Genomic DNA, 13,592 nt, shown 5'->3' on the forward strand with positions numbered 1-13,592 from the left:
GAAATGAGCGATGACGGATCGACCAACGACAACAAGAAGCCTTTGCGCAGCCAGGCCTGGTTCGGCCGGCAGGACAAGATGGGGTTCTATTACCGCTCCTTCCTGAAGAATTCCGGCCAGCCGCAGGACCGTTTCGACGGCCGGCCGGTGATCGGCATCTGCAACACCTGGTCGGAACTCACCCCCTGCAACATCCATTTCCGCGATCTCGCCGAGCATGTGCGGCGCGGCGTGCTGGATGCGGGCGGCTATCCCCTGGAATTCCCCGTCTCCTCGCTCGGCGAGGTGACGATGCGCCCCACCGCCATGCTGTTCCGCAACCTCGCCTCGATGGATGTGGAAGAGGCGATCCGCGCCCATCCGCTCGACGGCGTGGTGCTGCTGATGGGCTGCGACAAGACCACGCCGGCGCTGCTGATGGGCGCGGCCTCCGCCGATCTGCCGGCCATCGGCGTCTCCGGCGGGCCGCAGCTGCGCGGCAATTACCGTGGCCAGATCATCGGCTCGGGCACCAACATCATCTCGATGAGCGAGCAGCTGCGCGCCGGCGAGATCACCATGGCCGAGTTCCACGAGGCGGAAGCGGGCATGAACCGCTCGTCGGGCTCCTGCATGACCATGGGCACCGCCTCCACCATGGCCTCGATGGTGGAAGCGCTTGGCATCGGCCTGCCGGAGAACGCCGCCATTCCCGCCGTCGACGCCCGCCGCAATTTGCTGGCGCGCATGGCCGGACGGCGCATCGTCGACATGGTGCAGGAGGACCTGAAGCCCTCCGACATCCTGACGCGGGAAGCGTTCGAAAATGCCATCCGCACGCTGGCCGCCATTGGCGGCTCGACCAATGCGGTGGTGCATCTGCTCGCCCTCGCCGGGCGCGTCGGCGTCAACCTCACGCTGGCGGATTTCGACCGGCTGGGGCGCGACATCCATTGCCTCGTCGACCTGATGCCGTCGGGCCGCTTCCTGATGGAGGATTTCTACTATGCCGGCGGCCTGCCGGCGGTGCTGCGGGCGCTGGGCGAGCGCGGCCTGCTGAACAAGGACGCCCGCACGGTGAATGGCCGCACGCTGTGGGAGAATGTCGAAAAGGCGCCGAACTGGAACCCCGAGGTCATCACCCCCTTCGAGGCGCCGTTCAAGCCGGAAGCCGGCATCGCCATCCTCACCGGCAACCTTGCCCCGGACGGCGCGGTCATCAAGCCCTCCGCCGCCTCGCCGGAGCTGATGCAGCACACCGGCCGCGCCGTGGTGTTCGAGAGCGTCGAGGAGATGCACCACGCGGTGAATGACGAGGCGCTGGATATCGACGCCTCCTGCATCATGGTGCTGAAGCATTGCGGCCCGAAGGGCTATCCCGGCATGGCCGAGGTCGGCAACATGCCCCTTCCCGCCAAGCTGCTGCGCGAGGGCGTGCGCGACATGATCCGCATTTCCGATGCCCGCATGTCCGGCACCGCCTATGGCACCGTGGTGCTGCATGTGGCGCCGGAGGCCACCGCCGGCGGGCCGCTGGCGCTGGTCCGCAATGGCGACCTGATCACGCTCGACGTGCCCGCCCGCTCGCTGCACCTGCATGTGAGCGAGGAGGAAATGGCCGCCCGCCGCGCCGCCTGGGTGCCGCCGGAGCCGCACGCCGCGCGTGGCTATCAGCGGCTTTACATCGACCACGTGCTGCAGGCCGACCGCGGCGCGGATTTCGACTTTCTGGTCGGGCGTTCGGGTTCGCCCGTTCCCCGCGACAATCACTGAGGTGCAGGATGACGAGCCTTTCCGCCGCCGGTCCCTATAAGGGCGTTTTCCCGGTCGCGCCGACCGTGTTCGACGCCGAGGGCCGGCTCGATCTCGACGGCCAGAAGCGCTGCATCGATTTCATGATCGATGCCGGCTCGCACGGCCTGTGCATCCTCGCCAATTTCTCTGAGCAGTTCGTGCTGGCCGATGACGAGCGCGATCTCGTGATGACCACGGTGCTGGAGCATGTGGCGGGCCGGGTGCCTGTTATCGTCACCACCACCCATTTCGCCACCCATATCTGCGCCGAGCGCTCGAAGCGCGCGCAGGAGGCGGGCGCGGCGATGGTGATGGTGATGCCGCCCTATCACGGCGCCACCTTCCGGGTGCCGGAAGCCTCCATCTATGCCTTCTACAAGGCGGTGTCCGACGCCATCGACATTCCGATCATGGTGCAGGACGCGCCCGTCGCCGGCACGCCGCTCTCCGTGCCGTTCCTGGCCAAGATGGCGCAGGAAATTGAAAACCTCGCCTATTTCAAGATCGAGGTGCCGCAGGCGGCGAACAAGCTGCGGGCGCTGATCGAGGCCGGCGGCGATGCCATCGTCGGGCCGTGGGACGGCGAGGAGGCGATCACCCTGATGGCCGATCTCGATGCGGGGGCCACCGGCGCCATGACCGGCGGCGGCTTTCCCGACGGCATCCGCCAGATCATCGACCCGTATTTTGCCGGGGACCGCGAGGCGGCGCTCGATGCCTATCAGCGCTGGCTGCCGCTGATCAATTACGAGAACCGGCAGGCGGGCTTCGCCACCGCGAAGATCCTGATGCAGGAAGGCGGCGTCATCAAGCACGACACGCTGCGCGCCCCGCTGCCGCCGGTCCACCCCGCCACCCGCGCCGGGCTGATCGAGCTCGCGCGTCGGCTTGACCCTATGGTACTGAGGTGGGGTAAGTGAGCGCTATGGCCATGACCGAACTCACCGGCGCTACCCTTCTCGGCTCCCGCGACCTCGCCGGCGCCGCGACCTTTCGTGCCGTCGATCCCGCCACCGGCATCGAGCTGGAGCCCGCCTTCACCGAGGCCGGACCGGCCGAGGTGGCGGAAGCGGCGGCGCTCGCCGCTGCCGCCTTCCCGCTTTACCGCGCCACCACGCCGGAGGCGCGCGCGGCCTTTCTCGACGCCATCGCCGCCAATATCGAGGCGCTGGGCGACGCGCTGATCGCCCGTGCCGCGCGCGAGACCGGCCTGCCCGTCGCCCGGCTCACCGGCGAGCGGGCCCGCACAATGGGCCAGCTGCGCCTGTTCGCCAGCTGGGCGCGCGCCGGCGGGGCGGACGAGCCGCGCCTCGACAGCCCGCTGCCCGCCCGCACGCCGCTGCCGCGCGCCGATCTGCGCCTGCGCCATATCGGCATCGGCCCGGTGGCAGTGTTCGGCGCCTCGAACTTCCCCCTCGCCTTCTCGGTCGCCGGCGGCGACACCGCCTCGGCGCTGGCCGCCGGCTGCCCGGTCATCGTCAAGGGTCATCCCGCCCATCCCGGCACGTCGGAACTGGTCGGCCGCGCCATCCGCGCGGCGGTCCGCGAGGCCGGGCTGCCGGAGGGCGTGTTCTCGCTGCTCACCGGCACCTCGCATGAGCTTGGCGGCGCGCTGGTGGCCGATCCGCGCGTCAAGGCGGTGGGCTTCACCGGCTCGCGCGCCGGGGGGCTGGCTTTGTGCCGCATCGCCGCCGACCGGCCCGAGCCGATCCCGGTCTTTGCCGAAATGAGCAGCATCAATCCGGTGTTCCTGCTGCCCGCCGCGCTGGAGGCGCGCGCCGAGGCGCTGGCCACCGGCTTTGTCGGTTCGCTGACCATGGGCGCCGGCCAGTTCTGCACCAATCCCGGCCTGGTCATCGCCCTCAGCGGCGCGTCGCTGGACCGCTTCATCGCCACCGCCGCCACGGCGGTCGCCGCCGCCCCGGCCGCGACCATGCTCACCCCGGGCATTGCCGGCGCCTATGCCAAGGGCGTCGCCGCGCTGGAGGGCAGCGCCGACGTCACCGAGGTCGCCCATGGCGCGGAGGGCGGCGCCAATGCCTGCCGGCCGGCGCTGTTCGTCACGGAGGCGGCCGCCTTCCTGCGCGAGCCGTTGCTGTCGCATGAGGTGTTCGGCGCCTCGTCTGTGGTGATCCGCTGCGCCCATGCGGACGAGATGCGGGCGGTGGCCGGCGCGCTGGAGGGCCAGCTCACCGCGACGCTGCATCTCGATCCCGCCGACCACCTCCTCGCCGCCGCCCTGCTGCCGGTGCTGGAGGACAAGGCCGGCCGCATCCTCGCCAATGGCTGGCCGACCGGCGTGGAAGTCTGCCACGCCATGGTGCATGGCGGCCCGTTCCCTGCGACGTCGGACCCGCGCTCGACCTCGGTCGGCACGCTCGCCATCCGCCGCTTCCTGCGCCCGGTCTGCTACCAGGATCTGCCGGAGGCGCTGCTGCCCGCCGTGGTGCGGACGAAAAACCCGCTCGGCCTGCCCCGCCTCGTCGACGGCACGCCCGCCCGCACCGGGGAGGCGCAGTGATGAGCGCGATCCGTCTCGCCCTTGTCGGCCTCGGCAAGATCGCCCGCGACCAGCATCTGCCCGCCATCGCCGCGACAGAGGGCATCGAACTTGTGGCGGTGGCCAGCCGCAATGCCAGCCTCGACGGCGTCGCCCATTTCGCCACGCTGGCCGAACTGCTGGCGAGCGGCGAGGCGATCGACGCGGTGGCGCTGTGCACCCCGCCGCAGGGCCGTCACGACCTCGCGGCGCTGGCCTTGAACGCGGGCAAACATGTGCTGCTGGAGAAGCCGCCCGGCGCGACGGTGAGCGAACTCGGCCCGCTGGTGGCGGCGGCGCAGGCCTCCAGCCGTACCCTGTTCGCCACCTGGCATTCGCGCTTCGCCCCGGCGGTGGAGCCGGCCCGCGCCTTCCTCAGCGAAGTGCCGGCCCGCGCGGTGACGATCACCTGGAAGGAGGATGTCCGCGTCTGGCATCCCGGCCAGCGCTGGATCTGGGAGCCCGGCGGGCTCGGCGTGTTCGATCCGGCCATCAACGCGCTGTCGATCCTCACCGCCATCCTGCCGCGCCCGGTCTTCGTGACCGGGGCGGAACTGGCCTTTCCCTCCAACTGCGCCGCCCCCATCGCTGCCACGGTCGCTTTCGCGGATGCGGACGGGCTGAAGGTAGAGGCGGATCTCGATTTCCTGCAGACCGGGCCGCAGAGCTGGGACATCGAGGTCGACACCGACCGGGGCACGCTGCTGCTCGCCAAGGGCGGGGCCGAACTCTCGCTGGACGGGCAGGTGCTGAGCGCACAGCCCGAGGCGGAATATCGCAACATCTACAAACGCTTCGTCGAGCTGGTTGAGACGGGGGGATCGGATGTCGACCTCGCCCCGCTGCAACTGGTCGCCGACGCCTTCCTGCTGGGCCGGCGCCTGGAAGTCGCGCCGTTCCATGACTGAGCCTGAGGAGAGACGCATGGACAAAGCCAGCAACAGCAACCGGCCCCTGCGCTCCCGCGCCTGGTTCGACAACCCCGACAATATCGACATGACCGCGCTCTATCTGGAGCGCTACCTGAATTTCGGGCTCAGCCAGGAGGAGTTGCAGAGCGGACGGCCGATCATCGGCATTGCCCAGACCGGCTCCGACCTGTCCCCCTGCAACCGCCATCATCTCGAACTCGCCAAGCGGGTGCGCGACGGCATTCGCGAGGCCGGCGGCATCGCGATCGAATTCCCGGTCCACCCGATTCAGGAAACCGGCAAGCGCCCCACCGCCGGGCTCGACCGCAACCTCGCCTATCTCGGCCTGGTCGAGGTGCTCTATGGCTACCCGCTCGATGGCGTGGTGCTGACCATCGGCTGCGACAAGACCACCCCGGCGCTGCTGATGGCGGCGGCGACGGTGAACATTCCCGCCATCGCGCTGTCCGTCGGGCCGATGCTGAACGGCTGGTACAAGGGCGCGCGCACCGGCTCCGGCACCATTGTGTGGAAGGCGCGCGAATTGCTGGCGGCGGGCGAGATCGATCATGCCGGCTTCGTCAAGCTGGTGGCGTCCTCCGCGCCGTCCACGGGCTATTGCAACACCATGGGCACGGCGACGACGATGAACTCGCTCGCCGAGGCGCTGGGCATGCAGCTGCCCGGCTCCGCCGCCATCCCCGCGCCCTATCGCGACCGGCAGGAAATCGCCTACCGCACCGGCCTGCGCATCGTCGAGATGGTGCATGAGGATCTGAAGCCCTCCGACATCCTCACCCGCGACGCCTTCCTCAACGCCATTCGGGTGAACTCGGCCATTGGCGGCTCGACCAACGCGCCGATCCATCTCAACGCGCTCGCCCGCCATGTCGGGGTGGAACTCTCCATCGACGACTGGCAGACCTATGGCGAGGAGGTGCCGCTGCTGGTCAATCTCCAGCCCGCCGGCGAATATCTCGGCGAGGACTATTACCATGCCGGCGGCGTGCCGGCGGTGGTCAACCAGCTGATGGGCCAGGGCCTCATCGCCGAGGACGCGCTCACCGTGAACGGGCGCAGCCTCGGCGCCAACTGCGCCGGCGCCGGCATTCAGGATGAGGCGGTGATCCGCCCTTATGACCAGCCGCTGAAGGAAAAGGCCGGCTTCCGCGTGCTGCGCGGCAACCTGTTCTCCTCCGCCATCATGAAGACCAGCGTCATCAGCGCGGAATTCCGCGTGCGCTACCTCTCCAACCCGGACGACCCGGACGCGTTCGAGGGACGGGCCATCGTGTTCGACGGGCCGGAGGACTACCACGCCCGCATCGACGATCCGGCGCTCGCCATCGACGATGGCTGCATCCTGTTCATGCGCGGCGCCGGCCCCATCGGCTATCCCGGCGCGGCGGAAGTGGTGAACATGCGGGCGCCGGACTACCTCATCAAGGCCGGCGTGCATGCCCTGCCCTGCATCGGCGACGGGCGCCAGTCCGGCACGTCGGGCTCGCCCTCCATCCTCAATGCGTCGCCCGAGGCGGCGGTCGGCGGCGGCCTCGCGCTGCTGCGCACCGGCGACCGCGTGCGCATCGATCTGAAGCGTAACAGCGCCAATATGCTGGTGCCGGAGGAGGAGCTTGCCCGCCGCCGCGCCGAGCTGGAAGCGGCCGGCGGCTATGCCTACCCCGCCAGCCAGACGCCGTGGCAGGAGATCCAGCGCGGGCTGGTCGGCCAGCTGGAAACCGGCGCCGTGCTGGAAAACGCCGTGCGCTATCAGCGCATCGCCCAGACCAAGGGGATGCCGCGTGACAACCATTAGCGCGCCCGCCCCCGAGACGGCCGCCCTCACCCTCATCTGCGCCGAGCGCTGCCATCTCGGCGAGGGGCCGGCCTATGACGCCGCGCGCGACACCGCCTGGTGGTTCGACATCGTGGAGAAGCGGCTCTATGAGGCGCGGCTCGCCACGGGCGCGACCACCGTGCACGCGCTGCCGGTCATGGCGAGCGCGCTGGCTCTTGTCGATGCCGAGCGCCAGCTGCTCGTCACCGAGGCCGGGCTGATGCTGCGCGATGTCGCCTCGGGCCGGCTGGAAACGCTCGCCGCCGTCGAGGCCGACAAGGCCGGCACCCGCTCCAACGACGCCCGCGTCCACCCCTCCGGCACCTTCTGGTTCAGCACCATGGGCCGCAACGCGGAGACCGGCGCCGGCAGCGTCTATGCCTTCCATGCCGGCGCGGTGATCCCGCTGTTTCCCGCCGTCACCATTCCCAACGCCATCTGCTTTTCGCCCGATGGGACCATCGGCTATTTCGCCGACACGGCGATTGGCGAACTCTATCGGGTGCGGCTCGATCCCGGCTCCGGCCTGCCGCTGGAGGCGCCCACCCTGCTGCACCGCCATGCCGGCGACGGCGGGCTGGACGGTGCCGTCACCGATGCCGAGGGGCTGATCTGGTGCGCCATCTGGGGCGGGGGGCGGCTCAACGCCTATTCCCCGGCGGGCGATCTCGTTCGCAGCGTGCCCACCCCGGCGCACCAGACCAGCTGCCCGGTCTTTGTCGGGCCGGCGTTCGACCGCGTGCTCGTCACCTCCGCCTGGCAGGACATGAACGAGGACGCCCGCGCGGCGGACCCGGAGCATGGCCGCACCTTCCTGCTCGACATCGGCGCCACCGGCCGCGCCGAGCCGCGCGTCCGGCTGGGGGCGCTGTGATGGGCGGCGTCTCGCACATTGTGGTGGACTGGGGCACGTCGAGCTTCCGCCTCTGGGCGCTGGACCGCGACGGCGCGGTGCTGGCCGAGCGGCGCAGCGCGCAGGGGCTGGCGGCGTCGGGCACTGAGGGCTTCGAGCGCGTGCTGGAAGCCCATCTCGACGCGCTCGGCATCGCCGAGGGCGTGCCGGTCATGATGTGCGGCATGGTCGGCTCGCGCGCCGGCTGGGTGGAGGCGGCCTATGTCGCCACCCCCGCCGGGCTCGACGGGCTGACCGAGAAGGCGGCGCATGTGCCCTCCCCGCGGCGTCTCATCCGCATCCTGCCCGGCATTGCCCAGCGCGGCGCGGCGGGGGCCGACGTCATGCGCGGCGAGGAAACCCAGCTGCTGCCGCTGATCCGCGACGGCTTCGAAGGCGTCGCCTGCCTGCCCGGCACCCATTCCAAATGGGTGCGGGTGGAAGGCGGCACGGTCGCCGGCTTCGCCACCTTCCTCACCGGCGAACTGTTCCATCTGCTGCGCAGCGCCTCCGTCGTCGCGCCGGCGGTGGAGGGGGCGGCGGCGGTGGACCCGGACTCCGACGCTTTCGCGCAGGGCGTCGAGGACGGCCTCGCCGCGCCGGAGCTGCTCGGCCGCGACCTGTTTCGCCTGCGCGCCGGCTGGCTGCTGGCGGGCACGTCGCCGGACGCGACGCTGGCGCGGCTGTCCGGCCTGCTGATCGGCGCGGAGCTTGCCGGCGCGGCCCGCGTCGCCGGAACGGGTCCGGTCGCGCTCATCGCCTCCGGCGCGACGGCGGCGCTCTACCGCACGGCGCTGACGCGCGCCGGTTTCGCCGCCGTCACCCTCCACGACGCCGAGGACTGCGTGCGCGCCGGGCTGCACGCCGCCGCGCTCAAGGCGTTCCGCCTGGAAAGGATCACCGCATGAACGCCCCCTTCGCTCCTCGCGTGCCCTGGCCGCAGCTGCGGCGCGGGCTGGTGGCCATTCTGCGCGGCCTGCGGCCGGAGGAGGCGGAAGCCATTGTCGGCGCGCTGATCGAGGAAGGGCTGGAGGCGATCGAGATCCCGCTCAACTCGCCGGACCCCTTCGCCTCCATCGAGACCGCCGCCCGCCTCGCCCCGAAGGGCGTGCTCATCGGCGCCGGCACGGTGCTCACCGTCGAGGAGGTCGACCTGCTCAACTATGCCGGCGGCCGGCTGATGGTGAGCCCGAATGTAGACGCAGCGGTGATCGCCCGCGCCGCCCGCCACGGCATGGTGACGATGCCCGGCGTGCTGACCCCGACGGAGGCGTTCGCCGCGCTGAAGGCCGGGGCCTCGGGGCTCAAATTCTTCCCCGCCAATCTGCTTGGGCCCTCGATCATCCAGGCGATTTCCGTGGTGCTGCCGCCGGGCACGGTGGTCGGCGCGGTGGGCGGGGTCGGCGAAGAGGAGTTCGCCGCCTATGCGCGTGCCGGCATCCGCACCTTCGGCCTTGGCTCCAGCCTCTACCGGCCCGGCGCCACCGCCGATGAGGTGCGGGCGAAGGCGCGGGCCATGGTCGCGGCCTATGACGCGGCCTTTCCGATCGAGACACGAGGCGGCGGATGACCCGCGCGCCTTCCTGCGGGCTTCCCCGCCAATAATCCGGACCGCCCAAGGCGGCCGTTGAAAACACCCAAGCTGAAACGCTCAAGGAGCTGACGATGAAACGCCTGACGACGCTTTTCTCCGCAACCGCCTTCGCGCTGGGCGCGCTGGCCCTCGCCCTCCCCGCCTCGGCGGCGGACAAGGGCACGGTCGGCATCGCCATGCCCACCAAATCCTCCGCCCGCTGGATCGCCGACGGCGACAACATGGTGAAGGTGCTCAAGGAGCGCGGCTACAACACCGACCTGCAATATGCCGAGGACGACATCCCCAACCAGCTCTCGCAGATCGAGAACATGGTGACCAAGGGCGCCAAGGTGCTGGTGATCGCCTCCATCGACGGCACCACCCTGTCGGACGTGCTGAAGCAGGCGCATGACAAGGGCATCAAGGTCATCGCCTATGACCGCCTGATCCGCGAGACGCCGAATGTCGACTATTACGCGACCTTCGACAATTTCCAGGTCGGCGTGCTGCAGGCGCAGTCGCTGCTCAAGGGCCTCGGCTATCCCGAGAACAAGGGCCCGTTCAACATCGAGCTGTTCGGCGGCTCGCCGGACGACAACAACGCCTATTTCTTCTATGACGGCGCCATGTCGGTGCTGAAGCCGCTGATCGAGAACGGCACGCTCAAGGTCGCTTCCGGCCAGATGGGCATGGACAAGGTCTCGACCCTGCGCTGGGACGGCGCCACCGCCCAGGCCCGCATGGACAACCTGCTCAGCGCCTACTACTCCGACAAGACGCTCAACGGCGTGCTCTCGCCCTATGACGGCCTGTCCATCGGCATCCTGTCCTCGCTCAAGGGCGTGGGCTATGGCTCCGGCAAGATGAAGATGCCCGTCGTCACCGGCCAGGACGCGGAAGTCCCGTCGATGAAGTCGATCCTCGCCGGCGAGCAGTACTCCACCATCTTCAAGGACACGCGCGAACTCGCCAAGGTGACGGCCGACATGGTCGACGCCACCCTGTCCGGCAAGGAGCCGACGGTCAACGACACCAAGACCTATAATAACGGCGTCAAGGTCGTGCCCTCCTACCTGCTCAAGCCCGTCGTCGTCGACAAGAGCAACTGGGAAGCCGTGCTGATCGGCTCCGGCTACTACAAGCCCGGCCAGATCAACTGATCCCCCTACCCGCCGAACGCCGCGCCGGCACCCCGCCGGCGCGGCCCCGGCCTTTGGACCGATCCATGAACGCTCTTCTGGAAATGCAGGGCATCAGCAAGCACTTCGCGGGTGTGCGGGCGCTGAGCGATGTCACCTTCGCCGTCCGGCCCGGCGAGATCCATGCCCTTGTCGGCGAGAACGGCGCGGGCAAGTCGACGCTGATGAAGGTGCTGAGCGGGGTCTACCCGCACGGTTCCTATGAAGGGGCCATCGTCTTCGACGGCGAGGAGCGCCGCTTCAGCGACATCACCGACTCGGAAGCGCTGGGCATCATCATCATCCACCAGGAACTGGCGCTGGTTCCGCTGCTCTCCATCGCCGAGAACATCTTCATCGCCAACCCGCCCGGCCGCTTCGGCATCATCGACCGCGGCGCGGTCCACCGGCGGACCAAGGAACTGCTGGCCAAGGTCGGGCTCGACGAATCCCCGGACACGCTGGTGACCAATATCGGGGTGGGCAAGCAGCAGCTGGTGGAGATCGCCAAGGCGCTGTCGAAGAAGGTGCGCCTGCTGATCCTCGACGAGCCCACCGCCAGCCTGTCGGAGAAGGACAGCGCCGCGCTGCTCGACCTGCTGTTGGAATTCAAGGCGCAGGGCATCGCCTCCATCCTTATCTCGCACAAGCTCAACGAGGTCTCCAAGGTCGCCGACCGCATCACCGTGCTGCGCGACGGGCGCACCGTCGACACGCTCGACTGCCATGACGGCGCGGTGGAGGAAGACCGCATCATCTCCAAGATGGTCGATCGCGATCTCGAACACCGCTATCCCAAGCGCGAGCCGAACATTGGCGGGCCGATCTTCAAGGTGACGAACTGGTCGGCCTATCACCCCCTGCATTCCGAGCGGCAGGTGATCAAGAATGTCGATTTCGAGGTCCGGCGCGGCGAGATCGTCGGCATTGCCGGGCTGATGGGCGCGGGCCGCACCGAATTCGCCATGAGCATTTTCGGCCGCTCCTGGGGCCAGAAGATCAGCGGAAGGGCGGAGATGGAAGGCCAGCCGGTCGACCTCTCCACCGTGCGCCGCGCCATCGATGCCGGCCTCGCCTATGTCACCGAGGACCGCAAGCAACTCGGCCTCCTGCTGGCCGAGGACATCCGCAAGAACGTCACTCTCGCCAATCTGCCCGCCGTCGCGCCGGGCCGGGTGATCGACGATCTGAAGGAGCTGCGCGTCGCCTCCGACTACCGCGCCCGCATGCGCATACGCTGCCACAGCGTCTATCAGGAAACCGGCAAGCTCTCCGGCGGCAACCAGCAGAAGGTGGTGCTGTCGAAATGGCTGTTCACCGACCCCAAGGTGCTGATCCTCGACGAGCCGACGCGCGGCATCGATGTCGGCGCCAAATATGAAATCTATTGCATCATCAACGAGCTGGCGGATGCCGGCAAGGGCGTGGTGGTGATCTCCTCCGAGATGCCGGAACTGCTCGGCATCTGCGACCGCATCTGCGTGATGAACGAGGGCGCCTTTGTCGGCGAATTCCCCGGCGCGGAGGCCTCGCAGGAAAAGATCATGCGCGCCATCATGCGCAAGGGAGAGCAACGCCCCATGGAGGCATTGGCATGAGCGACACCGCTCTCAAGGACAAGGCGAGCCACGCCGGCTTCCTGAAAAACAATCTGCGCGAATACGGGATGCTGATCTCGCTCTTCGCCATCATGATCTTTTTCGAGGTGGTGACGAACGGCACGCTGCTGCGCCCGCTCAACCTCACCAATCTCGTGCTGCAGAACAGCTACATCGTCATCATGGCGCTGGGCATGCTGCTGGTCATCGTCACCGGCCATATCGACCTGTCGGTCGGTTCGGTGGCCGGCTTCATCGGCGCGGTGGCGGCGGTGCTGATGGTGAAGTTCGACCTGCATTTCATCCCGGCGACGCTGATCTGCCTGGCGCTGGGCGGGCTGATCGGCGCGGCCCAGGGCTATTGGGTGGCCTATTTCAAGATCCCGTCCTTCATCGTCACCCTGGCCGGCATGCTGGTGTTCAAGGGGCTGGCGCTGGCGATCCTGGCGGGGCAGTCGGTCGGCCCCTTCCCGCCCACCTTCCAGAAGCTGTCCTCCGGCTTCATCCCGGAACTCATCCCCGATGCCGGAAACCTCTACCCCACCTCGCTCGCGATCGGCGCGGCGCTGGGGCTGGCGATGGTGTGGCTGAACTTCCGTGGCCGCGCCCGGCAGGAAGCGCACCACATCCACACCGAGCCCTATGGATTCTTCTTCGCCAAGAACGCGCTGCTGTTCGCGGTCATTCTCTATTTCGCCTATCTCATCGCCTCGCATCGCGGCCTGCCCAATGTGCTGGTCATCATGACGGCGCTGATCGCGCTCTATGCCTTTGTGACCACCCGCACCACCATTGGCCGGCAGATCTATGCCGTCGGCGGCAATGAGAAGGCGGCGAAGCTCTCAGGCATCAAGACCGAGCGGCTGACCTTCCTCACCTTCGTCAATATGGGCGTGCTGGCGGCGCTGGCGGGCCTCGTCTTCGCCGCCCGGCTCAACACGGCGACGCCGAAAGCGGGCCTCGGCTTCGAGCTCGACGTGATCGCCGCCTGCTTCATCGGTGGCGCCTCGGCCTATGGCGGCGTCGGCCGCGTCGGCGGCGCGGTCATCGGCGCGCTGATCATGGGCGTGATGAACAATGGCATGTCGATTCTGGGCATCGGCATCGACTACCAGCAGGTGATCAAGGGGCTGGTGCTGCTCGGCGCCGTCTGCCTCGACGTGTACAACCAGCGCCGCGCCTGAGCGCGCACCGCCCGGTCGCCCGCAGGGGCGGCCGGGCCGCCGGCCCGCCGCTTGACAAGGGCGGCGCGCTGGGGGACCCCGGTTGTCCGCATCCCTCGTCACAC

Annotated in this window: 11 protein-coding genes; all 11 read left to right on the forward strand. The window is 68.9% G+C overall.

The annotated features are described in order from the left end of the window. The first annotated feature begins 3 nt into the window (after nt 1-3). The 11 genes from ACP2AH_RS00180 to mmsB all read left to right on the forward strand — a co-directional run bounded on the left by ACP2AH_RS00180 (nt 4) and on the right by mmsB (nt 13,488). On the forward strand, nt 4-1,752 hold the full coding sequence (locus tag ACP2AH_RS00180; RefSeq protein ID WP_425103990.1) for an IlvD/Edd family dehydratase: 1,749 nt from the start codon (nt 4-6) through the stop codon (nt 1,750-1,752). 8 nt (nt 1,753-1,760) lie between these two features. Then, nucleotides 1,761-2,693 (forward strand): dihydrodipicolinate synthase family protein, encoded by a 933-nt coding sequence (locus ACP2AH_RS00185; protein ID WP_425103991.1) that lies wholly within the window; start codon nt 1,761-1,763, stop codon nt 2,691-2,693. A gap of 5 nt (nt 2,694-2,698) precedes the next feature. Then, on the forward strand, nt 2,699-4,294 hold the full coding sequence (locus ACP2AH_RS00190) for an aldehyde dehydrogenase (NADP(+)) (protein ID WP_425104701.1): 1,596 nt from the start codon (nt 2,699-2,701) through the stop codon (nt 4,292-4,294). After that, a complete protein-coding gene (locus tag ACP2AH_RS00195) occupies nt 4,294-5,220 on the forward strand; it encodes a Gfo/Idh/MocA family protein (RefSeq protein ID WP_425103992.1) in 927 nt (308 codons plus the stop codon). The genes ACP2AH_RS00190 and ACP2AH_RS00195 overlap by 1 nt, the downstream gene beginning before the upstream one ends. 16 nt (nt 5,221-5,236) lie before the next feature. Continuing rightward, on the forward strand, nt 5,237-7,039 hold the full coding sequence (locus ACP2AH_RS00200; RefSeq protein WP_425103993.1) for an IlvD/Edd family dehydratase: 1,803 nt from the start codon (nt 5,237-5,239) through the stop codon (nt 7,037-7,039). After that, complete coding sequence (locus tag ACP2AH_RS00205; protein ID WP_425103994.1) at nt 7,026-7,934, forward strand: SMP-30/gluconolactonase/LRE family protein; 909 nt, start codon at nt 7,026-7,028, stop codon at nt 7,932-7,934. The genes ACP2AH_RS00200 and ACP2AH_RS00205 overlap by 14 nt, the downstream gene beginning before the upstream one ends. After that, nucleotides 7,934-8,860 (forward strand): 2-dehydro-3-deoxygalactonokinase, encoded by a 927-nt coding sequence (locus tag ACP2AH_RS00210; RefSeq protein WP_425103995.1) that lies wholly within the window; start codon nt 7,934-7,936, stop codon nt 8,858-8,860. The genes ACP2AH_RS00205 and ACP2AH_RS00210 overlap by 1 nt, the downstream gene beginning before the upstream one ends. Next, nucleotides 8,857-9,522: a 2-dehydro-3-deoxy-6-phosphogalactonate aldolase gene (locus ACP2AH_RS00215; protein ID WP_425103996.1), complete on the forward strand. Its 666-nt coding sequence runs from the start codon at nt 8,857-8,859 to the stop codon at nt 9,520-9,522. Before ACP2AH_RS00210 ends, ACP2AH_RS00215 begins: the two co-directional genes overlap by 4 nt. A gap of 95 nt (nt 9,523-9,617) precedes the next feature. Next, nucleotides 9,618-10,688, forward strand: coding sequence for a multiple monosaccharide ABC transporter substrate-binding protein (gene chvE, locus ACP2AH_RS00220; RefSeq protein ID WP_425103997.1), 1,071 nt, complete (start codon nt 9,618-9,620; stop codon nt 10,686-10,688). Between the two features lie 65 nt (nt 10,689-10,753). Beyond that, complete coding sequence (gene mmsA / locus ACP2AH_RS00225) at nt 10,754-12,304, forward strand: multiple monosaccharide ABC transporter ATP-binding protein (protein WP_425103998.1); 1,551 nt, start codon at nt 10,754-10,756, stop codon at nt 12,302-12,304. Then, complete coding sequence (gene mmsB, locus ACP2AH_RS00230) at nt 12,301-13,488, forward strand: multiple monosaccharide ABC transporter permease (protein WP_425103999.1); 1,188 nt, start codon at nt 12,301-12,303, stop codon at nt 13,486-13,488. Before mmsA ends, mmsB begins: the two co-directional genes overlap by 4 nt. Nucleotides 13,489-13,592 lie beyond the last annotated feature (104 nt).

Origin of the sequence: Ancylobacter sp. (assembly GCF_965249975.1) — a bacterium.
In the GTDB taxonomy this organism is placed as follows: domain Bacteria; phylum Pseudomonadota; class Alphaproteobacteria; order Rhizobiales; family Xanthobacteraceae; genus Ancylobacter.

Bases quoted from the DNA above. Each gene is read 5' to 3' on its own strand.
- ACP2AH_RS00195 (WP_425103992.1), top strand. From the start codon at position 4,294: ATGAGCGCGATCCGTCTCGCCCTTGTCGGCCTCGGCAAGATCGCCCGC.
- ACP2AH_RS00180 (WP_425103990.1), top strand. From the start codon at position 4: ATGAGCGATGACGGATCGACCAACGACAACAAGAAGCCTTTGCGCAGC.
- ACP2AH_RS00190 (WP_425104701.1), top strand. From the start codon at position 2,699: ATGGCCATGACCGAACTCACCGGCGCTACCCTTCTCGGCTCCCGCGAC.
- ACP2AH_RS00185 (WP_425103991.1), top strand. From the start codon at position 1,761: ATGACGAGCCTTTCCGCCGCCGGTCCCTATAAGGGCGTTTTCCCGGTC.
- chvE (WP_425103997.1), top strand. From the start codon at position 9,618: ATGAAACGCCTGACGACGCTTTTCTCCGCAACCGCCTTCGCGCTGGGC.
- mmsA (WP_425103998.1), top strand. From the start codon at position 10,754: ATGAACGCTCTTCTGGAAATGCAGGGCATCAGCAAGCACTTCGCGGGT.
- mmsB (WP_425103999.1), top strand. From the start codon at position 12,301: ATGAGCGACACCGCTCTCAAGGACAAGGCGAGCCACGCCGGCTTCCTG.
- ACP2AH_RS00215 (WP_425103996.1), top strand. From the start codon at position 8,857: ATGAACGCCCCCTTCGCTCCTCGCGTGCCCTGGCCGCAGCTGCGGCGC.
- ACP2AH_RS00200 (WP_425103993.1), top strand. From the start codon at position 5,237: ATGGACAAAGCCAGCAACAGCAACCGGCCCCTGCGCTCCCGCGCCTGG.
- ACP2AH_RS00210 (WP_425103995.1), top strand. From the start codon at position 7,934: ATGGGCGGCGTCTCGCACATTGTGGTGGACTGGGGCACGTCGAGCTTC.